The sequence below is a fragment of the Caulobacter sp. GW821-FHT09H08 genome, from assembly GCF_059415885.1.
Genome location: NZ_JBWKOC010000002.1, coordinates 960125 through 979072 on the forward strand (window position 1 = coordinate 960125; position 18948 = coordinate 979072).

The following is an 18948-nucleotide window of genomic DNA, read 5'->3' on the forward strand; positions in this document are numbered from 1 at the left end:
CGAATTAGAGCGAGGTGGCGAACGCTTCGAGGTCCGCCGGGGTGTTCAGGGGAGTCGCCTCGGCGTCCGGGGCGATGCGCTTGGCCATGCCCGACAGCACCTTGCCGGCGCCGGCCTCGGCGAAGCGGGTGACGCCGCCCTCGCCGGCCAGCCAGGTCATGCTCTCGCGCCACCGGACGCGGCCGGTGACCTGCTCGACCAGCAGCTTGCGGATGACGTCCGGATCATGGACCGGACCGGCGGTGACATTGGCGACCAGCGGCGCGCGCGGCGAGATGATCGTCGTCTTCGACAGAGCCTCGGCCATCTCGTCGGCGGCGGGCTGCATCAGCGGGCAGTGGAACGGCGCCGAGACGTTCAGCGGAATGGCGCGCGCGCCCAGTTCCTTGGCCTTCTCGATGGCCTTGTCCACGGCCGCCTTGGCGCCCGAGATCACGACATTGCCGTTGTTGTTGTCGTTGGCCACGACACAGACGCCGACTTCCGAACCGGCGGCGGCGGCGGCTTCGGCCAGGGCCAGATCCGTCTTCGGACCGATCAGCGAGGCCATGGCGCCCTCGCCCACCGGCACGGCGCGCTGCATGGCCTGGCCGCGCAGCTTCAGCAGACGCGCGGTGTCGGCCAGGGTGATGGCGCCTGCGGCGGCCAGGGCGGAGTACTCACCCAGGCTGTGACCAGCGACGAAGGCGGCGCGGTCGATGCCGACGCCGAATTCCTTCTCCAGCGTGCGGGTCACGGCCAGGCTGACGGCCATCAGGGCCGGCTGAGCGTTCTCGGTGAGGGTCAGGTCGCCCTCGGGCCCCTCCTTCATGAGCGCGAACAGCTTCTGGCCCAGGGCGTCGTCGACTTCCTGGAAGACCTCGCGGGCGGAGGCGAAGGCCTCGGCGAGATCGACGCCCATGCCGACCGACTGGCTGCCCTGACCCGGGAAAATGAAGGCGATGCTCATGGCGGCCCGCTCCGTCCTAAGTAGATTCAAGGGGCGGAGGGTTAGGCCAAAGGCCGCCGGGCGGCAAGTCGGGCGAGCGTTGCTACCCCAGCCAGGGCCCGCCGGGCGGTCCCCAGCCCCACACCGGCATGGGCGCTTCGTCCTCGGGCTCGGCCACGCCTTCCGCCGAATTGATCACCGCCAAGCGCGTGCCCCATTCCAGATAGCCGACGAAGGCGGCGCGGAACTCCGGATCGTCGGGCAGGCCCACCTCGTCGGCGGTCTCCAGCATCAAGGCTACCCAGGCCTTGCGCTGCTCCTGGGTGAGATGACGCCCCATATGCTTGCGGATCATCGCGGCATGGCCGCCGCCGGCTTCGGTATAGGCCTTGGGCCCGCCGAACACCTCGCCCACGAAGGCGGCCACATGGGCGGCGTGCCTGGGATCCATGTGGGCGAAGACCGGGGCCAGGATCGGGTCGTTCGGGACCTTGGCGTAGAAGGTCTCGAACAGCGTCTTGAACCTCTCTGGACCGCCGGCCCATTCGGCCAGGCTCGGAACCTCGGAATCCCCCAACGCCATTGCTTTCTCCCCCACCGGCCCTCGAAACAACGGCCTTCGTCGCAAAGGCAGGTAGCGACGCAGGTAGCGGTTTGGAAGATCGGAGAATGGGGTTATCCAAGACGGGACCGTAAACATCCTCCCCGCAGGAGCCTTTCGATGTCCCGTCTGCTCGCCGGTATCGCCGCGACCGTCCTCACGTTCGCCGCCGCCTCCCCCGCCTTCGCCGCCCTGAAGGTCGGCGACAAGGCTCCCGACTTCAGCGCCAAGGCGGCGCTGGCCGGCAAGGACTTCGACTTCAAGCTGGCCAAGGCGCTGAAGAAGGGCCCGGTGGTCCTGTACTTCTTCCCGGCCGCCTACACCGCCGGCTGCACGGCCGAGGCTCACGAGTTCGCCGAGGCCACGCCCGAGTTCGAGAAGCTGGGCGCCACGGTGATCGGCGTCACGGCCGGCAATGTCGACCGCATCAAGGACTTCTCCAAGGAGCACTGCCGCGACAAGTTCGCGGTGGCCGCCGCCGACGCCGGCCTGATCAAGAGCTACGACGTGGTGCTGTCGCAGAAGCCCGAGTGGTCGAACCGCACCTCGTACGTGATCGCCCCGGACGGCAAGATCCTGCTGGCCTATACCGACGGCAACTTCGCCGGCCACGTCACCCAGACGATGGACACCGTGAAGCTGTACTCGGCCAAGGCCGGCAAGACCGGCTCGGCGAAGAAGTAGCCAGCCTTTTCGACTTTCAGCCAGCCGCGCGGGTTGAGGCTCGCGCGGCGCGGGGGAGATGATTGGGCATGATCGATCTCGCCCACATCGACCTTTCCGCCCTCGGGCTCGGCCTGAGAAGCATCGCCATCGGCGCTTTCGCCGCCACGGGCGTCTCCCTGGCCGCCAGTCGCCGGATGACGCCGACGCGCTGGGTCGGCGTGCTGCTGATGGTCTGCGCCATCGCCCATCTCTTCGAGAGCCACTTCTACTACACGACACACCTGCACTTCAGCTTCCTGACCTGGTTCCTCAGTTCGATGGCCGCCGGGGTGTTCTGGCTGTTCTGCTCGGTGCTGTTCGAGGACGAGCCGAAAATCCCCGCCTGGCGCTTCGCCGTGCCCGCCCTCGTGGTGGCGGCGTGGCTGCCCGGCGCCTTCCTGCCGCCCTCGCCGGCCCGCGCCGTCGCCTGGTGGCTCTTCGCCGCATCCTCGCTCGTGATCCACATCCACGTCCTGATGATGACCTGGCGCGGCTGGCGGATCGACCTCGTCGAGCGCCGCCGGCACCTGCGCGCGCCGGTCGCGGCGGCCGCGACGGGTTACATGCTGGTCCAGACCCTGTGCGACTTCGGCTTGGGGAACGGCCCTGTCCTGCCCAGCCTTGTGCAGGCCGTGGCTCAGGTGCTGCTCGGCATCGGCTCGGCGCTGGCGCTGTTGCGCGCGGATCCCGTGCTGGTCATGGCGCTGCCCGCCGAGGGTCAAGCGCCGGCGCCCAAGGCTGTCGAAGCCTTGGACCTTACTCCCGCCGACCGCCTGGTGCTGGCGCGCCTGGACAAGGCCATGAACGAGAACGAGGTCTGGCGCGGCGAGGACCTCTCCATCGGCACGCTGGCCGCCCTGGTCGGCGCGCCCGAGCATCGGCTGCGCAAGCTGATCAACGGCACGCTGGGTCACCGCAACTTCGCCGACTACGTCAACGGCCGCCGGATCGAGGCCGCCAAGACCGCCCTCTCCGACCCCGAACAGGCGCTGAAGTCGGTCTCGACCATCGCCTACGAGTTGGGCTTTGCCTCGCTGGGCCCGTTCAACCGCGCCTTTCGCGCCGCGACCGGCGTCACCCCGACCGCTTGGCGGCAGGACGTCACCCCGGCTCATCCGCACCTAAGGCTGGTCGAAACCGGCGAAGGCGCGTCAAAAACCGACAAACGGGCCTGATTTCGAGATCGGCGCGACGGGCGCAGATCAGACGGCTTCCCTGGCGAGGTCTCTCGAAACGCCCTGGAGCCTCCGATGCTCGACACCCTCCTCCCCTTCGCCCGCAACTGGCTGGCCTCCATGCAGGTCGACGTCACCCGCTATGTGGTCTTCTCGGTCGGCGTCTGGCTGATCCTGTGGGTCGTGCTGGCGATCCCGCTGGCCGGCCGCAAGATCCGCGACAGCCGCCCGGCCGCGCGCCAGCTGCTCGTCGAGTTTCTGACCTCGATCCGCTCGATCATGATCTTCTCGACCCTGGGCCTTCTGACCTTTGGGCTGTTCCGCGTCGGCTGGCTGCCGGGCCCCTACGTCGCCAAGAGCTGGGGACCGGCCTGGTTCTGGACGAGCCTCGTCCTGATGATCGTGGCCCACGACGCCTGGTTCTACTGGACGCACCGGCTGATCCACGACCGCCGCCTGTTCCGGCGCTTTCACCGGCGGCATCACCGGTCGAACAACCCCTCGCCGTTCACCGCCTACAGCTTCGATCTGGGCGAAGCCTTCATCAACGGCGTGTTCGTGCCGCTTTGGATGATCCTGGTTCCGACCCAATGGCCGGTGGTCGGCCTCTTCATGCTGCACCAGATCGTGCGCAACACCATCGGCCACTCGGGCTACGAGCTGTTCCCCGCTCGCAAGGATGGCCGGCCGCTGATCCCGTTCGTGACGACGGTGACCCATCACGACCTGCACCACGCGCAGGCCGGCTGGAACTACGGGCTCTATTTCACCTGGTGGGACAAGCTGATGGGCACCGAGCACCCGGCGTATCTGAAGCGTTTTGCGGAGGTGACCGCGCGAAAGGATCGAAAGCTGGACGCTACCAGCGCGCCTTCACCAGCTTGACCATGGCGCGGGCGTCCGGCAGCCGCCACTGTTCGCGCTCGCTGTTGACGCCTCGCAGGCTGACCGTGAACTCGGCCGGAATGTCGAACGGCCGGGTGAAGGCCAGGTCGATGCCCTCCTCCCCGGTCGTGCCGCCGCCCAGGGCGATCGAGCCGACGGGCTTGCCGTCCAAGGTCAGGGTCGAGCGCAGGTTGGCGCGGGCGACCGGGACCTTGCCCGGCACGGCGATGGCCTGGCTGGCGTCCATGTCCATCGAGACACGGATATAGTTGGCGCGCGGCAGGATGCCGAAGCCGAACAGCTTCGACATCGACGAGCGCAGCTTGGCCTCGCTCTCGTTCCACGACGCGCCCACGGCCAGTGAGCGTTGCCCCACGCGGCCCTCGTCCGGCTTCTGAACCAGGTTGAGGTCGAGGTCGTAGGTCGGGTTCTCGATCATGCCCGAGGACCTGACCGTCAGGGCGACCTTCTCGGTGTCGGTGGAGAGGTCCAGCGGCAGGGCGGCCGAATAGCCGGTGAAGCGGCCGTCCTTGGCCGAGACCGAGGTGACGGGCTTCTGGATCAGCTCGGCATGCGCGACGCCGCCGCCAACGGCGACCGTCACGAAGGCGATCACAAGACGCGTGTGGAACCCCATGCCCGCCTGCTAGCATACTTGACCATGGAGGCAAGACCTCCGGCGCGGTGTTCGGTCGACGAAGCGACAGGTGCGCGTTCGGGCGGCAAACCCCGATGCGCCTTGCCTTTTCCCCCCATCTCCTGTAGTAGCGCGCGTTCTCACGGAAGAGCGGTCTTGCACGCACCCATTCGGGACCGGGGTTTTCCCCGTTCGCTTGCAGGATCCATCGTGGTCGACGGACTTCCGTCGTCGACCACGCCGCCTTCCACAACGGAAGAAGGAAAACATGGCGTTCTACGAACACGTGGTCATCGCGCGGCAGGATATCTCGCCGCAACAGGCCGAAGCTCTGAACGAGCAACTGAAGACCCTCATCGAAGAGAATGGCGGCCACATCGCCAAGATCGAGTACTGGGGCCTTCGCAACCTCACCTACCGCATCAAGAAGAACCGCAAGGGCCACTATTCCCTGCTCGCGATCGACGCCCCGGCGCCGGCCGTGAAGGAAATGGAGCGCCAGCTGCTGATCAATGAAGACGTTCTGCGCTTCATGACGATCCGCGTCGAAGAGCTGGACCTGGAACTGTCGCCGGTTCTGGCCCGTCGTGACCGTGGCGATCGCCCGGAACGTCCGCGTGAAGACTTCGCGCCGCAAGCGCAAGCTCAAGCGTAAGGGAGAAAGAGATCATGACCGATACGACTGCTCCCGAAGCCGGCGCCGCTCCGGCCGCCGCCGCTGGCGGCGCTCGCCGCCCGTTCTTCCGTCGCCGCAAGGTTTGCCCGTTCTCGGGCGCCAACGCGCCGAAGATCGACTACAAGGACGTGAAGCTGCTGCAGCGTTACGTTTCCGAGCGCGGCAAGATCGTCCCGTCGCGCATCACCGCGGTGTCGGCCAAGAAGCAACGCGAACTGGCCAAGGCCATCAAGCGCGCCCGCTTCCTGGCTCTGCTCCCCTACGTCGTGAAGTAAGGGAGACACCACGATGAAAGTCATTCTGCTCGAACGCGTTGAAGGCACCGGCGTCCTCGGCGACGAAGTCACCGTGAAGGACGGCTTCGCCCGTAACTTCCTGCTGCCCCGCGGCAAGGCCCTGCGCGCCACCAAGGCGAACCTGGCCAACTTCGAAGCTCAGCGCGCTGAGATCGAAGCCCGCAACGTGAAGAACCGTGAAGCCGCCGGCAAGAACGGTGAAGCTCTCGACGGCACCCAGTACGTCCTGATCCGTCAAGCTGGCGAAAGCGGCCAGCTGTACGGTTCGGTCGCGGGCCGCGACGTCGCCGACGCCATCAAGGCCGAAGGCGGCAAGGTCGACCGCTCGATGATCGTGCTGGACAAGCCGATCAAGACGCTGGGCGTCCACGAAGTGAAGGTGAAGCTGCATGCTGAAGTGACCATCACGGTCACGCTCAACATCGCGCGCAGCGCCGACGAAGCCGAGCGCCAGGCGCGCGGCGAAAACGTGATCAACTCGCAATTCGAGGAAGATCGCGCGGCCGAAGCCGAAGCCGCCCAAGACATGGCGGAAGGCGGCGCCGGTTCGTTCGAAGGCGACCACTACGAAGCCTAATCCTCCGGGATCAGAGGTTTTATCGAGAAACGGCGCGGAGCAATCCGCGCCGTTTTTTTCTGCGCTTTCGCGTAGAAATGCTTAGCTTGTACGCAGAATGGCGAAATCCCATGTTCGCGGTAGGGGTTGAAACCCCGTCGGGGCGCGGGGGCCGGTCGGCCTCCCATCCCCGATAATAAGAGAGGGGATATCTCATGCGTTACAGAAGCTTGCTGCTGGCGGCCGCCTCCCTGGCGGCCTTCTCCACGACCGCCCACGCCCAGACGGCTCCGACTTCGGGCGACAACACCAACCTCGAAGAAATCGTCATCACCGGCACGCGCACCGCCGGCCGCTCGCGCCTCGACACCCTGGCGCCGGTCGACGTGGTCACCGCCAAGACGCTGCAGCAACGCGGCAGCACCGAACTGGCGACGGCCCTTGCCGCGACCGTGCCGTCCATCACCTTCCCGCGTCCGTCCAACACCGACGGCACCGACTCTGTTCGCCCGGCCGTGCTGCGCGGCCAAGGTCCGGACCAGACGCTGGTGCTGGTCAACGGCACGCGCCGTCACCCGACCGCCCTGGTCAATCTGAACGGCTCGGTCGGCCGCGGCTCGGCCGCCGTCGATCTGAACGCCATCCCTTCGGTGGCCCTGGACCGGATCGAAGTGCTGCGTGACGGCGCCTCGGCCCAATACGGCTCGGACGCCATCGCCGGCGTCGTCAATCTGCGCCTGCGCGAAGCCGATCACGGCGGCGGCGTCACGGTCACGACCGGCAAATACATCACCAGCTTCAGCGGCCTGCAGACCGGTCAGGACCACAAGCGCCGCGACGGCGCCACGACCACGGTCTCCGGCTGGCAGGGCCTCAAGATCGGCTCGGACGGCTTCCTGACCCTCTCGGCCGAGTATGTCGATCGCAACTTCACCAACCGCAGCGACATCGACACCCGCGTCACCCCGCAGCGCGTCACCTCGCGCTTCGGCGACCCCGCGGTCGAGCAGGTCAGCTTCTACGCCAACGCCGGCAAACCGATCGGCGAGACCTGGCAGCTCTACGGCTGGTACGGCTATCAACAGCGCGACAGCGAGGCCTCGGCCACCTATCGCCTGCCGACCGACGCCACCCAGAACATCACCAGCGTCTATCCCAACGGCTACCTGCCGCTGATCACGACCGACACCGAGGACACGACCGCCGCGGTCGGCCTGCGCGGCGAACTGGCCGGCTGGAAGCTCGACACCAACCTGGTCTACGGCAAGAACGACATCGACTTCGGGGTGAAGAACACCATCAACCCGTCATACGGCCCGACCTCGCCGACCAGCTTCCAGGCCGGCGGCCTGACCTATAACCAGGTCGTGTTCGGCCTCGACGCCAGCCAGGAGTTCGAAGTCGGCCTTGCCGGTCCGCTGAACGTGGCCTTCGGTCTCGAAGCCCGTCGCGAGACCTACGAGATCAACGCCGGCGAAGTGGCGTCGTATGCTCGCGGCACGGTCTCGCCCGCCCTGGCCTTCGGCTCGCGCGGCTTCACGGGCTTCACGCCCAGCAACCGGATCGACGTCGATCGTGACGCCGTCGGCGTCTATCTCGACCTGGAAGGCAAGCTGACCGAGAAGCTGACCGGCTCGGCCGCCGTCCGCTATGAGGACTATTCGGACTTCGGCACCAATACGAGCTGGAAGCTGTCGGGTCGCTACGACTTCACCGACGCCTTCGCCATCCGTGGCGCGGCCTCGACCGGGTTCCGGGCGCCGAGCCTGCAGCAGCAGTACTTCACCTCGACCTCGATCCTCTACATCAACCAGACGGTCGGCGGGATCACCACGGCCGTGCCGTTCGAGACGGGCACGTTCCCCTCGATCAGCGTCACCGGCAAGGCGCTGGGCGGCAAGCCGCTGGAGCCCGAGAAGTCCAAGAACTACTCGCTGGGCGCGGTCTATCACAAAGGCGCCTTCGAGCTGACCGTCGACGCCTATCAGATCGAGGTCGACAACCGCATCGTCCTGACCGAGACCCTGACGGGTAGCGCGACGGCGGCGGCGGGCACCAACGCCAAGGTGATCTTCGACCTGCTCTCGCCCTTCGGCGCTTCGGCCGGTCGCTTCTTCACCAACGGCGTCGACACCAAGACCAAGGGCGTCGACATCGTGGCCCGCTACCGCATCAACGACGACCAAGCCGGCACGTTCGACCTGACGGCGGCGGCCAACATCAACGACTTCAAGGTCAATCGCACGCCGTCCACGACGGTGCTGCCGACCCCGACCTCGCTGTTTGCCCGCCAGGCCGTCCTGCGCTTCGAGAAGGGCACGCCGCGCAACAAGGTCTCGCTGCAAGGCGACTGGAGCAAGGGTCCGTGGGGCGCCACCCTGCGCACCACGCTCTACGGCAACGTCCTGTCGCCGGGCACCGCCGCCGACGGCAGCGGCGACTGGCACACCGGGTCGCAAGGCATCGTCGACCTGGAGGCCCGCTACCGCTTCGGCGAACGCACCACCGTGTCGCTGGGCGCGGACAACCTGTTCGATCAATACCCCGACCAAGTGCCGCCGAACCTCAACACCAGCGGCGGCAACCCGTGGTCCAGCTTCTCGCCGTTCGGCTTCAACGGCCGGTTCGTCTACGGCCGCGTGGCGATCAACTGGTAGGCTGAAAGCCAGGCAACCGTTTGGGGCGCGGAGAGCAATCTCCGCGCCCTTTTCATTGCCTCCACGTCAAAATCGGACGCCCTCCAGAGCCCGTGCGCTTGCACTTTCCGGTGGTAAAAACATACACAGAACATCCCCGTTCATCTGAGTCGCCGGACCAAGTCGTCCGCGCGTCCGAACCCCCGTCGCGTTAACTTCTGATGATGTCCCTCGTACCCGCGCTCGATCTCGTTCCCACCGGTTTCTCCGAGCCCACGATCAATGTGGCGCCGCACAACATGGAAGCCGAGCAGGCGCTGCTCGGCGTGCTGCTCTATGATAACGCCGCCTATGAGCGCCTGACCGACAGCCTGCAGGCGCGCTGCTTCTACGAGCCGTTCCATCAGCGCCTGTTCCAGTCGATCGAGACCCACGTCCGCAAGGGCCAGCTGGCCGAGCCGATCCTGCTGGCCGACGAGTTCAAGGCCGATCCGGCGTTCCAGGAGCTGGGCGGCCTGCGCTACCTGGCCGACCTCGTCGACCGCGCCCCGCCGGCGGCCAATGCCGGCGACTACGCCCGGGTGATCTTCGACCTGTCGCTGCGCCGCGAGCTGATCCGCATCGGCGGCGACATCGCCACGGCGGCCCAAGGCGGCAACGACGAGAAGCGCGCGGCCCGCGACCAGATCGAGGCCGCCGAACAGAGCCTCTACAGCCTGGCCGAAAGCGGCGCGGCCTCGTCGGGCTTCGTTTCGTTCGGCGACGCCCTGCGCGGCGCCGTGGAAATGACCGCCGAGGCCTTCGCGCGCGACGGCGGCATGTCGGGCGTCGCCACCGACCTGATCGATCTCGACCAGAAGATCGGCGGCCTGCACCCCTCCGACCTCGTGGTCCTGGCCGGTCGTCCGTCGATGGGCAAGACGGCGCTGGCGACCAACATCGCCTTCAACATCGCCAAGAAGTACGCCTACGAGATCCAGCCCGACGGCAGCAAAAAGACCGTCCAGGGCGGCGTGGTGGCCTTCTACTCGCTGGAAATGAGCGCCGAGCAGCTAGCCTTGCGTATGCTGGCCGACGCCTCCGGCGTGTCGGGCGACAAGCTCCGCAAGGGCGAGATCGACGCCTCCGAGTTCGGCCGGGTCCGCGACGCGGCCATGGAACTGCAGGAAGCGCCGCTGTTCATCGACGCCACCGGTGGTATCTCGATCGCTAAGCTAACTGCCCGCGCCCGTCGCCTGAAGCGCCAGATGGGCCTGGACCTGGTCGTGGTCGACTATTTGCAGCTGGTCACAGGCTCGGACCTCGGCGCCAACGCCAACCGCGTGCAGGAAGTCTCGCAGATCACCATGGGTCTCAAGGCCCTGGCCAAGGAACTGGCCTGCCCGGTCATCGCCCTGTCGCAGCTGTCGCGTCAGGTCGAATCCCGCGACGACAAGCGGCCCCAGCTCTCCGACCTTCGGGAATCGGGTTCGATCGAGCAGGACGCCGATATGGTCTGGTTCGTGTACCGCGAGGCCTACTATGTGGGCCGCGCCGAGCCGCGCGAAGGTACGCCCGAGCACCTGACCTGGCAGGAAGAGATGGACCGCCTGCACGGCCTGGCCGAGGTGATCATCGCCAAGCAGCGTCACGGCCCCATCGGCACCGTGCGCCTGTCGTTCAACAGCGACACCACCCGCTTCGGCAACCTGGCCAAGGATCACTACTTCGCCCAGGCGCGGAACATTCCGTCGGACGAGTAACGGCCTAGCGCCCCTCCGTCACGTCGCGTATCCGCGCCGCGCCACCTCCCCCGTTTCACGGGTGAGGTGGAGCCACTTCTCCTCCCTCGCTTGCGGGGGAGGTGGATCGCTGCGAATACGCAGCGAGACGGAAGGGGCGCTTGCTCGTCGTTTGACTCTGCGCGCCTCCGCAAGCCACCGTCCACGCCTCGCTCCTAGCCCTGACGAGTCACATGGACTTCAGCCCCCTGCCCACCTCCAGCCTGGTCGGCGCCTTCCTGCTGGCGTTCCCGGCGCTGTTCTCGATCGTCAATCCGGTCGGGGCCTCGCTGATCTTCCACCAGGCCATGGGCGGGCGCGAACGGGGCGAGCGGCTGAGGCTGGCGCGCCTGATCGGCTTCTATGCCTTCCTGGTGCTGCTGGGATCGCTGCTGCTGGGCGGCTACATCCTGAACTTCTTCGGCGTCAGCCTGGGAGCCCTGCGGGTCGCCGGCGGCCTGGTCGTGGCCATCCGCGCCTGGAGCCTGCTGATGGACCCGCAGGAGAACGAGGACCGCAAGACCGGCCAGACGGAAACCGCCCAGACCCACGAGGACGTGGCGTTCTTCCCCCTGACCATGCCGTTCACGACCGGTCCTGGCTCCATCTCGGTGGCGATCGCCCTCTCGTCCCAGCGCCCCACCGAAGGCGCGGCCGTCGCCCCGTTCTTCATCGGCGCCGGCCTGGCCGCCGCCGTGGTCGCGATCATGGTCTGGCTGTTCTACAGCGCCTCGGGCCAGGTGATGCGGGTGCTGGGCGCTTCGGGCGCGCGGGTCCTGTCGCGACTGGTGGCCTTCCTGCTGCTCTGCATCGGCGTGCAGATCATCGCGTCGGGCGCCGAGAACCTGGTGGGCAAGTTCCTGCTCACCCACCATGGTTAAACCGTTGAACCGCATGGCTCCGTCCGCTACGCCCGCCCTGTGACCGACCTGCACGACGCCCGCCTGACCCTCGACCTCGACGCCCTCGCCGCCAACTACGCGGCGCTGCGGGCGCGCGCCGGCGACGCCGAGCTGGCGCCGGCGGTGAAGGCCGACGGCTACGGCCTGGGCGCCGCCACGATCGCCGACCGCCTGTGGGGCGAAGGCGCGCGGAGCTTCTACGTCGCCCGGCTGGCCGAGGGCGTGGCCCTGCGCGAGGCGTTGGGCGACCGCGACGCCACGATCTATGTCCTGGACGGCGCGACGCGCGGGTCCGGCGACACCTTGGAAGGCGCGAACCTCGTGCCGGTGCTCAACAGTCTGCCGCAGATCGAGGCCTGGAACGCCCAGGCGCGCTCGGGGCGGCTGCGGGCGGCGCTGCATGTCGACACCGGCATGAACCGCCTGGGCCTGCGCCTGGAGGAACTGAAGGTGCTGGTCGGAGCGACGGATCGCCTGAAGCGCCTGGACCTCGATCTCGTCATCAGCCACCTGGCCTGCGCCGACGAGCCCGCCCATCCGCTGAACACGCATCAGCTGGAGCGCTTCCAGGAGGCGGTCGCCATGCTGCCGGACGCCCGGCGCAGCCTGGCCAACTCCGGCGGCCTGTTCCTGGGCGAGGCCTATCGCTTCGACCAGGCGCGCCCGGGGATCAGTCTTTACGGCGGCGGCCCCGAAGGGCGCCTTCATCCCGAGATCCGCGCCGTCGCGACGGTCGAGGCGCCGATCCTGCAGGTCCGCGTGGTGCCGCGCGGCGAAAGCGTCGGCTATGGCGCCGGCTGGACGGCGCCGGAGACCACTCGCGTGGCCATCGTCGCGGCCGGCTATGCCGACGGCGTGCTGCGTTCCAGCCACCCGAACGGCCTTGCCTGGTTCGACGGCGCCCGTCGCCGGCTGCTTGGGCGTGTCTCGATGGACCTCATCGCCGTCGACGTCACCGACTGCGACGCCGCGCGTCCTGGCGCGATGGTCGAGCTGTTCGGCGCCAACCTGCCGATCGACGACGCGGCCGCCGGCGCGGGCACCAGCGCCTACGAGCTCCTGACCCGCGTCGCGCCTCGCGCCCAGCGGCGGTTCGTCGGCGACTAGCCCGCCAGCGCCCGTAGCCGCGCGGCGTTGACGGTTTCGACCGCGACCTTGAGCACGTCGATGCTCTCCGCCGAGCCCTCAGCCAGGATCGTGAAACGCTCGGCGCCCACGATGCTGTAGCGTCCAGCTTTGGAGGCCGTGTCCCATTGCTCGGTCACGACCCGTCCGCCGGCCGTAGTGATCTTCTCGTAGCCGGTCGCCGTGCGCTGGACCGTCTGGACGCCCTGGGCGTCGCTCGACGCGCCGATACTGCCGCTGGCGCCGAAATCGGTGAGCTCCAGCACGAAGGCCGAGGTCCCCTTTACATAGCGGGCGCTGGTCCTGGCCATGCCGGGTTCGGGGCCGAGGCTGCTCTTCACCTCGGTCCGCGCATAACTGCCCACGCTGGCCGGCAGCAGGCTCGGCAGGCCCGCCGGCGCCAGGACGCGCGTTCCCTTCTGGGCGGCCTTCTCGGCCTGCGCCCCTTCCTTCTCGAGCTTCTGCAGATCGACCGCACGGCCATCGACCTCGACCGAGCTGGAGGCGGCCTGTTGGCCCTGCCGCCCGCACGCCATGGCCAGCAAGGCCAGCGCGCACACCACGCTCAGGCGCGCCGCCTTGTTCATCCGCCTCGCCATGACGATCTCCTCACCCGAAAATCCATCCACACAAAACGCCGATCCACAACCTTGGCTGCGTCCGGCTTTGGCGCAGCACCGCCCGACCTGTACGCTCCCGACATCCGAGAATCAGGAGACCCCATGGCCCGTGACGGCGCAGTCTACGCCTGCCAGTCCTGCGGCGCGGTCCAGACCAAGTGGTCCGGACAATGCCCCGCCTGTCAGAGCTGGAATACGCTGGTCCAGGAGGTCGGCGCCAGACCCCCGGGCGCCCTGGCGACGACCAAGGCGACGCGGGTGCGCGGCCTGCAGTTCTCGGGCCTGGAGAGCGAAAGCGCCCCGCCGGCCCGGATCATGACCGGCGTCGACGAGTTCGACCGCGTCTGCGGCGGCGGCGTGGTGCCCGGCTCGGCCATCCTGATCGGCGGCGACCCGGGTGTCGGCAAGTCCACCCTGCTGCTGCAGGTCTGCGCCAGCGCCGCCCTGCGCGGCGTCTCCTGCGCCTATATCTCCGGCGAAGAGGCCGTCGAGCAGATCCGCGGCCGCGCCGACCGCATGGGCCTCTCCAAGGCCAATGTCAGCCTGGCCGCCGAGACCTCGCTACGCGACATCTTGGACGGGCTGAAGCGCGACAGCTTCGACCTGGTGGTCATCGACTCGATCCAGACGATGTGGAGCGACGCCCACGAGGCCGGGCCCGGCACCGTCACCCAGGTCCGCGCCTGCGCCACCGAACTGGTGCGCCTGGCCAAGAAGAAGGGCGTAGCAATCCTGCTGGTCGGCCACGTCACCAAGGACGGCCAGATCGCCGGCCCGCGCGTGGTCGAACACCTGGTCGACGCCGTCCTCAGCTTCGAGGGCGAGCGCGGCTATCCGTTCCGCATCCTGCGCGGGGCCAAGAACCGCTTCGGGGCCACCGACGAGATCGGCGTCTTCGAAATGGGCGACGTCGGCCTGCGGGAGGTCAAGAACCCCTCCGCGCTGTTCCTGAACGAAGGCGGCGAGCGCGCGGCCGGTGCGGCGGTGTTCGCCGGCATCGAGGGCTCGCGGCCCGTCCTGGTGGAGTTCCAGGCCCTGGTCGCGCCCTCCGCGTACGGAACGCCGCGTCGCGCGGTCGTCGGATGGGACTCGGGACGCCTCGCCATGGTGCTGGCCGTACTTGAAGCCCGATGCGGCCTTGGTTTTGGCGACAAGGACGTCTATCTGAACGTCGCTGGCGGCCTTCGCATCACGGAGCCGGCGGCGGACCTCGCGGCGGCGGCGGCCCTGGCCTCCTCCGCCCTGGACGTCGCCCTGCCCCAGGACTGCGTCGTGTTCGGCGAGCTCAGTCTGTCGGGCGAAGTTCGGCCCGTCAGCCGTATGGAGACGCGTTTGAAGGAAGCCGCGAAATTGGGATTTGGCCGGGCGCTCGGACCGCTCGCCGGCCTCCCTGAAGGCGGCGGAGCCCTGCCCGTGGCGGGCGTGGCGCGACTCACCGACGCCGTTCGCCGGATCGGCGACGAGATCTGGACGAGCCTGACGTGACGCCTTTCGACATCATCGCCGGACTCCTGCTGCTCGTCTCCGGCGTCACCGGCTGGGTGCGCGGCGCCTCGCGGGAGCTGACCTCGGCGCTGTCGTTCATCTTCGCCGCCGCCATCGCCCTGTTCGGCCTGCGGATCAGCGGCTCGATCTTCCGCAATCTCATGGACCCCGACTGGGCGGCTACCGCCGCTGCGGTACTCGTGGTGTTCGTGGTCTTCTTCCTGATCTTCCGCCTGATCGGCGGCCGCCTGACGGCCAGCCTGCACGAGACGTCGGCCGGGACGCTGGACCGCGTGGTCGGCGCGACCTTCGGCCTGATCCGGGCCTGCGTGATCCTGGGCGTCTTCAACCTGCTGCTGCACCTGGCGACTCCGCCGGACCGCATGCCGCGCTGGGTGGAGGATTCGTTCTTCTATCCGGTGTCGGAAATCAGCGGCGCGGTGCTCAAGGTGTTCGCGCCGAAGGGCAAGGCGCTGGCCGGCAAGCTGGCCCCTGCGATCAAGAATGCCGTCCACGAGGACGGCGACAATACGTCCGGCGAGAAGTCGTCCGGAAAAGGCTATGATGAGGACCAGCGTCGCAAGCTCGACGACCTGGTGGAGAAATCGCGATGACCTTCCTGGGCCAGTCGACCGACAGCTATTCTTCCCTGCCCGAACGGGACTCGGAGGACGACACCCTCCGCCTGGAATGCGGCGTGTTCGGCGTCTTCGGCGTCCGCGACGCCTCGGCGATCGCGGCCCTGGGCCTGCACGCCCTGCAGCATCGCGGTCAGGAAGCCTGCGGCATCGCCGCCTTCGACGGCAACCGCTTCCACACCGAGCGCCATATGGGCCACGTCGGCGACGCCTTCACAGGCGCCGACCTCGTCCAGCGCCTGCCCGGCAACATGGCTATCGGCCACACGCGCTATTCGACGGCCGGCGGCAGCGGCATCCGCAACGTCCAGCCGATGTTCGCCGACCTGGAGACCGGTGGCGTCGCCATCGCTCACAACGGCAACCTGACCAATTTCCTGACCCTGCGCGAACGCCTGGTGCAGGAAGGCGCGATCTTCCAGTCGACCTCGGACTCGGAAGTGATCCTTCACCTGATCGCCCGCTCGCGTAAGGCCAAGATCGTCGACCGCTTCATCGACGCGGTCGCCCAGATCGAAGGCGGTTACGCCCTGGTCGCGATCACCAACAAGAAGATGATCGGCCTGCGCGACCCGCTGGGCATCCGCCCGCTGGTGCTGGGCGACCTGGACGGCAAGCCGGTCCTGGCCTCGGAAACCTGCGCCCTCGACATGATCGGCGCCCGCTTCGTGCGCGACATCGAGCACGGCGAGATGGTGGTGATCGAAGAGACCGGCATCACCTCGACCAAGCCGTTCCAGACCAAGGCCGCGCGCCCCTGCGTGTTCGAGTATGTCTATTTCGCCCGTCCGGACAGCGTCGTGAACGGCCGCTCGGTCTATGGCGTGCGCAAGCGCATGGGCCGCAACTTGGCCAAGGAGACCGGCGTCGAGGCCGACGTCGTGGTGCCGGTGCCGGACTCGGGCGTGCCCGCCGCGCTGGGCTACGCCCAGGAGAGCGGCCTGCCGTTCGAGATGGGCATCATCCGCAACCACTATGTGGGCCGCACCTTCATCCAGCCGACCCAGGGCGTCCGCGAACTGGGCGTGCGCATGAAGCACAGCCCCAACCGCGCCATCCTGGCCGGCAAGCGCGTCATCCTGATCGACGACTCGATCGTGCGCGGCACCACCTCGCTGAAGATCGTCCGCATGGTCCGTGAGGCCGGCGCCAAGGAGGTCCACCTCCGCTCGGCCAGCCCGCCGATCAAGTGGCCCGACTTCTACGGCATCGACATGCCCGAGCGCGAGCAGCTGCTGGCGGCCAACAAGTCGCTGGAAGAGATGGCCAAGTTCCTGGAAGTGGACTCGCTCGGCTTCCTGTCGGTCGAGGGCCTGTACGACGCCCTGGAAGCCGGTCCCCGCGATCCGGCCGCGCCGCAGTTCACCGACCACTACTTCACCGGCGACTATCCGACCCGCCTGACGGACCGCGAGATCGCCGAAGGCCGCAATGAGACCAACGACAAGCAGCTTTCGCTGCTGGTCAGCGCGTGACATATCCCTCGTCCCGCTAGAGCTGGCGGGACGAGGATTAGTCCATGGGTTTCAAGAGCCTGCTCGATAAGCTGAAGATCGAGCCCTACGTCATCGCGCTGTTCGGCATGGTCGTGCTGGCCTCGATCCTGCCGGTGCGTGGCCAGGCCGCCGATGGACTCGACATCGTCGTCAAGCTGGCCATCGCCCTGCTGTTCTTCCTGCACGGCGCCAAGCTGTCGCGCGAGGCCGTGGTCGCCGGGATCACCCACTGGCGGCTGCACCTGCTGATCCTGGCCTTCACCTTCGTGATGTTCCCGGTGCTGGGCCTGGTCACCGCCAAGCTGGGCGTGTTGTCGACGACCTTGTCAGCCGGGATGCTGTTCCTGTGCTGCCTGCCCTCGACAGTGCAGTCCTCGATCGCCTTCACCTCGATCGCCCGAGGCAATGTCGCCGCCGCCGTCTGCGCGGCCTCGGCCTCGAACCTCTTCGGCATCTTCATCACGCCGGTGCTGGTGGGCCTGCTGATGCACACCCAGGGCGGCGCGGCCGGCGGGTGGAAGTCGGTGCAGGACATCGTCGTCCAATTGCTCGTGCCCTTCATCGTCGGCCAACTGGCCCGGCCGCTGGTCGCCAAGTGGGTCGAGAAGCACAAGCAACTGGTCGGCTATGTCGATCGCGGCTCGATCCTGCTGGTCGTCTACGCCGCCTTCAGCGAGGCCGTCGTCGGCGGCATCTGGCAAAAGGTCTCGGCGCTGGAGATGGGCGTGCTGCTGATCGTCTGCTGCGTCCTGTTGGCCGTCGTCATCGCCGCCACGGCCTATGGCGCGCGCGCCCTGGGCTTCGACAAGGCCGACGAGATCACCATCATGTTCTGCGGTTCCAAGAAGAGCATGGCCACCGGCGTGCCGATGGCCAACATCCTGTTCCCGGGACCGACGGCGGGGATCATCGTGCTGCCGCTGATGATCTTCCACCAGATCCAGCTGATGGCCTGCTCGGTGATCGCCCAGCACTACGCCAAGCGCCCTCAGGAACCCGCCTCGGCTTAAGGGCTCCTGCCGGTTTTACGTTTCACCTCCCCTGCTCTAGAACCCGCCCCATGACCTCCGACTCCCAAAAGCCGCTGGCCGGCCGCATCGCCCTCGTCACCGGCGCCTCGCGCGGCATCGGCGAGGCGGTGGCGCTGGGCCTGGCCAAGGCCGGCGCCCACGTGATCGCCACGGCCCGCACCCAAGGCGCCCTCGAAGCCCTAGACGACGCGATCCTGGAAGCTACCGGCGAGCGCGCCACCCTCGTCCCGCTGGACCTGCGCGAGGCCGACGGCCTGGATCACCTGGGCGCGGCGATCCATCAGCGCTGGGGCAAGCTGGACATCCTGGTCGGCGCGGCCGGCGTGCTGGGTCCCCTCACGCCCGTGAGCCACCTGGAGCCCAAAGGCTGGGACATGATCCTGTCCACCAACCTGACGGCCAACTGGCGCCTGATCCGCGCCATGGACCCGCTGCTGCGCGCCTCGAACGCTGGCCGGGCTCTCTTTTTCACCAGCAGCGTGGCCAAGACCCGCCCGGCCTTCTGGGGCGCCTACGCGGCCACCAAGGCGGCGCTGGAGACCATTGTCGACGTCTATGCCGACGAGATGGAGAACACGCCCGTCCGCGCGCTCTGCGTCGATCCGGGCGCCATGCGCACCCGCATGCGGGCCGGCGCCTTCCCGGGCGAGGATCCCAAGACCGTGCCCGCGCCCGAAACGATCGTTCCCTTCGTCATCGACCTCGTCCGCCCCGGCCAGGAACCGCCGAAGGGCGTCGTCCGCTTCAAGGAGCGTGGCCAGGAAGCGCCATCCATCGACGCCTAGTCTCCGAATCG

18 protein-coding genes and 1 pseudogene are annotated in these 18948 nt (G+C 67.9%); 15 read left to right on the forward strand and 4 right to left on the reverse strand.

The window, feature by feature from the left end:
- Positions 1–4 precede the first annotated feature (4 nt).
- Positions 5–949: an ACP S-malonyltransferase gene (gene fabD, locus AC07NN_RS09575; RefSeq protein ID WP_494639928.1), complete on the reverse strand. Its 945-nt coding sequence runs from the start codon at positions 947–949 to the stop codon at positions 5–7.
- A gap of 82 nt (positions 950–1031) precedes the next feature.
- Positions 1032–1511, reverse strand: coding sequence for a group II truncated hemoglobin (locus AC07NN_RS09580; protein ID WP_494639930.1), 480 nt, complete (start codon positions 1509–1511; stop codon positions 1032–1034).
- 138 nt (positions 1512–1649) lie between these two features.
- Between AC07NN_RS09580 and AC07NN_RS09585 the strand changes: the two genes are divergently transcribed.
- The 3 genes from AC07NN_RS09585 to AC07NN_RS09595 all read left to right on the forward strand — a co-directional run bounded on the left by AC07NN_RS09585 (position 1650) and on the right by AC07NN_RS09595 (position 4294).
- Entirely contained in the window at positions 1650–2213 is a 564-nt protein-coding gene (locus tag AC07NN_RS09585) for a peroxiredoxin (RefSeq protein ID WP_494639932.1), read from the forward strand.
- Between the two features lie 68 nt (positions 2214–2281).
- On the forward strand, positions 2282–3409 hold the full coding sequence (locus AC07NN_RS09590) for a helix-turn-helix domain-containing protein (protein ID WP_494639934.1): 1128 nt from the start codon (positions 2282–2284) through the stop codon (positions 3407–3409).
- 75 nt (positions 3410–3484) lie between these two features.
- Positions 3485–4294: a sterol desaturase family protein gene (locus AC07NN_RS09595; protein WP_494639936.1), complete on the forward strand. Its 810-nt coding sequence runs from the start codon at positions 3485–3487 to the stop codon at positions 4292–4294.
- Here AC07NN_RS09595 and AC07NN_RS09600 read toward each other — a convergent pair.
- On the reverse strand, positions 4269–4931 hold the full coding sequence (locus AC07NN_RS09600) for a hypothetical protein (protein ID WP_494639939.1): 663 nt from the start codon (positions 4929–4931) through the stop codon (positions 4269–4271). The genes AC07NN_RS09595 and AC07NN_RS09600 overlap by 26 nt on opposite strands.
- Before the next feature lie 268 nt (positions 4932–5199).
- On the opposite strand from AC07NN_RS09600, the gene rpsF reads away from it, so the two are divergent.
- The 7 genes from rpsF to alr all read left to right on the forward strand — a co-directional run bounded on the left by rpsF (position 5200) and on the right by alr (position 12864).
- Entirely contained in the window at positions 5200–5586 is a 387-nt protein-coding gene (gene rpsF, locus AC07NN_RS09605; RefSeq protein ID WP_492081891.1) for a 30S ribosomal protein S6, read from the forward strand.
- Between the two features lie 14 nt (positions 5587–5600).
- Positions 5601–5882: a 30S ribosomal protein S18 gene (rpsR, locus tag AC07NN_RS09610; protein ID WP_172271605.1), complete on the forward strand. Its 282-nt coding sequence runs from the start codon at positions 5601–5603 to the stop codon at positions 5880–5882.
- 13 nt (positions 5883–5895) lie between these two features.
- The gene (gene rplI, locus AC07NN_RS09615; RefSeq protein ID WP_494639942.1) at positions 5896–6480 is read left to right on the forward strand and encodes a 50S ribosomal protein L9; all 585 of its coding nucleotides are present in this window, start codon (positions 5896–5898) and stop codon (positions 6478–6480) included.
- A 194-nt stretch (positions 6481–6674) separates the two neighbouring features.
- Positions 6675–9116 (forward strand): TonB-dependent receptor plug domain-containing protein, encoded by a 2442-nt coding sequence (locus tag AC07NN_RS09620; protein WP_494639944.1) that lies wholly within the window; start codon positions 6675–6677, stop codon positions 9114–9116.
- A gap of 197 nt (positions 9117–9313) precedes the next feature.
- Positions 9314–10837: a replicative DNA helicase gene (locus AC07NN_RS09625; protein WP_494640072.1), complete on the forward strand. Its 1524-nt coding sequence runs from the start codon at positions 9314–9316 to the stop codon at positions 10835–10837.
- Between the two features lie 212 nt (positions 10838–11049).
- Positions 11050–11736 carry a MarC family protein gene (locus tag AC07NN_RS09630; protein ID WP_494639946.1) on the forward strand — a complete coding sequence of 229 codons (687 nt, stop codon included), beginning with the start codon at positions 11050–11052 and terminating at the stop codon, positions 11734–11736.
- A gap of 39 nt (positions 11737–11775) precedes the next feature.
- Positions 11776–12864, forward strand: a complete 1089-nt coding sequence (gene alr / locus AC07NN_RS09635; RefSeq protein WP_494639948.1) for an alanine racemase — start codon at positions 11776–11778, stop codon at positions 12862–12864.
- Here the strand turns inward: alr and AC07NN_RS09640 are convergent.
- The gene (locus AC07NN_RS09640) at positions 12861–13481 is read right to left on the reverse strand and encodes a hypothetical protein (protein ID WP_494639950.1); all 621 of its coding nucleotides are present in this window, start codon (positions 13479–13481) and stop codon (positions 12861–12863) included. The two genes, alr and AC07NN_RS09640, sit on opposite strands and share 4 nt — an antisense overlap.
- A gap of 123 nt (positions 13482–13604) precedes the next feature.
- Between AC07NN_RS09640 and radA the strand changes: the two genes are divergently transcribed.
- The 5 genes and pseudogenes from radA (at position 13605) to AC07NN_RS09665 (ending at position 18937) form a co-directional block, all read left to right on the forward strand.
- Positions 13605–14987 (forward strand): DNA repair protein RadA, encoded by a 1383-nt coding sequence (gene radA, locus AC07NN_RS09645; RefSeq protein WP_494639952.1) that lies wholly within the window; start codon positions 13605–13607, stop codon positions 14985–14987.
- Entirely contained in the window at positions 14984–15601 is a 618-nt protein-coding gene (locus tag AC07NN_RS09650) for a CvpA family protein (RefSeq protein WP_494639955.1), read from the forward strand. The genes radA and AC07NN_RS09650 overlap by 4 nt, the downstream gene beginning before the upstream one ends.
- Positions 15598–17100: an amidophosphoribosyltransferase gene (gene purF / locus AC07NN_RS09655; protein ID WP_494639957.1), complete on the forward strand. Its 1503-nt coding sequence runs from the start codon at positions 15598–15600 to the stop codon at positions 17098–17100. Before AC07NN_RS09650 ends, purF begins: the two co-directional genes overlap by 4 nt.
- A gap of 3 nt (positions 17101–17103) precedes the next feature.
- Positions 17104–18131: pseudogene (locus tag AC07NN_RS09660) on the forward strand (bile acid:sodium symporter family protein).
- A gap of 50 nt (positions 18132–18181) precedes the next feature.
- The gene (locus AC07NN_RS09665) at positions 18182–18937 is read left to right on the forward strand and encodes an SDR family NAD(P)-dependent oxidoreductase (protein ID WP_494639960.1); all 756 of its coding nucleotides are present in this window, start codon (positions 18182–18184) and stop codon (positions 18935–18937) included.
- Positions 18938–18948 lie beyond the last annotated feature (11 nt).

Bases quoted from the DNA above. Each gene is read 5' to 3' on its own strand.
- fabD (WP_494639928.1), bottom strand. From the start codon at position 949: ATGAGCATCGCCTTCATTTTCCCGGGTCAGGGCAGCCAGTCGGTCGGC.
- AC07NN_RS09580 (WP_494639930.1), bottom strand. From the start codon at position 1,511: ATGGCGTTGGGGGATTCCGAGGTTCCGAGCCTGGCCGAATGGGCCGGC.
- AC07NN_RS09585 (WP_494639932.1), top strand. From the start codon at position 1,650: ATGTCCCGTCTGCTCGCCGGTATCGCCGCGACCGTCCTCACGTTCGCC.
- AC07NN_RS09590 (WP_494639934.1), top strand. From the start codon at position 2,282: ATGATCGATCTCGCCCACATCGACCTTTCCGCCCTCGGGCTCGGCCTG.
- AC07NN_RS09595 (WP_494639936.1), top strand. From the start codon at position 3,485: ATGCTCGACACCCTCCTCCCCTTCGCCCGCAACTGGCTGGCCTCCATG.
- AC07NN_RS09600 (WP_494639939.1), bottom strand. From the start codon at position 4,931: ATGGGGTTCCACACGCGTCTTGTGATCGCCTTCGTGACGGTCGCCGTT.
- rpsF (WP_492081891.1), top strand. From the start codon at position 5,200: ATGGCGTTCTACGAACACGTGGTCATCGCGCGGCAGGATATCTCGCCG.
- rpsR (WP_172271605.1), top strand. From the start codon at position 5,601: ATGACCGATACGACTGCTCCCGAAGCCGGCGCCGCTCCGGCCGCCGCC.
- rplI (WP_494639942.1), top strand. From the start codon at position 5,896: ATGAAAGTCATTCTGCTCGAACGCGTTGAAGGCACCGGCGTCCTCGGC.
- AC07NN_RS09620 (WP_494639944.1), top strand. From the start codon at position 6,675: ATGCGTTACAGAAGCTTGCTGCTGGCGGCCGCCTCCCTGGCGGCCTTC.
- AC07NN_RS09630 (WP_494639946.1), top strand. From the start codon at position 11,050: ATGGACTTCAGCCCCCTGCCCACCTCCAGCCTGGTCGGCGCCTTCCTG.
- AC07NN_RS09640 (WP_494639950.1), bottom strand. From the start codon at position 13,481: ATGGCGAGGCGGATGAACAAGGCGGCGCGCCTGAGCGTGGTGTGCGCG.
- radA (WP_494639952.1), top strand. From the start codon at position 13,605: ATGGCCCGTGACGGCGCAGTCTACGCCTGCCAGTCCTGCGGCGCGGTC.
- purF (WP_494639957.1), top strand. From the start codon at position 15,598: ATGACCTTCCTGGGCCAGTCGACCGACAGCTATTCTTCCCTGCCCGAA.
- AC07NN_RS09665 (WP_494639960.1), top strand. From the start codon at position 18,182: ATGACCTCCGACTCCCAAAAGCCGCTGGCCGGCCGCATCGCCCTCGTC.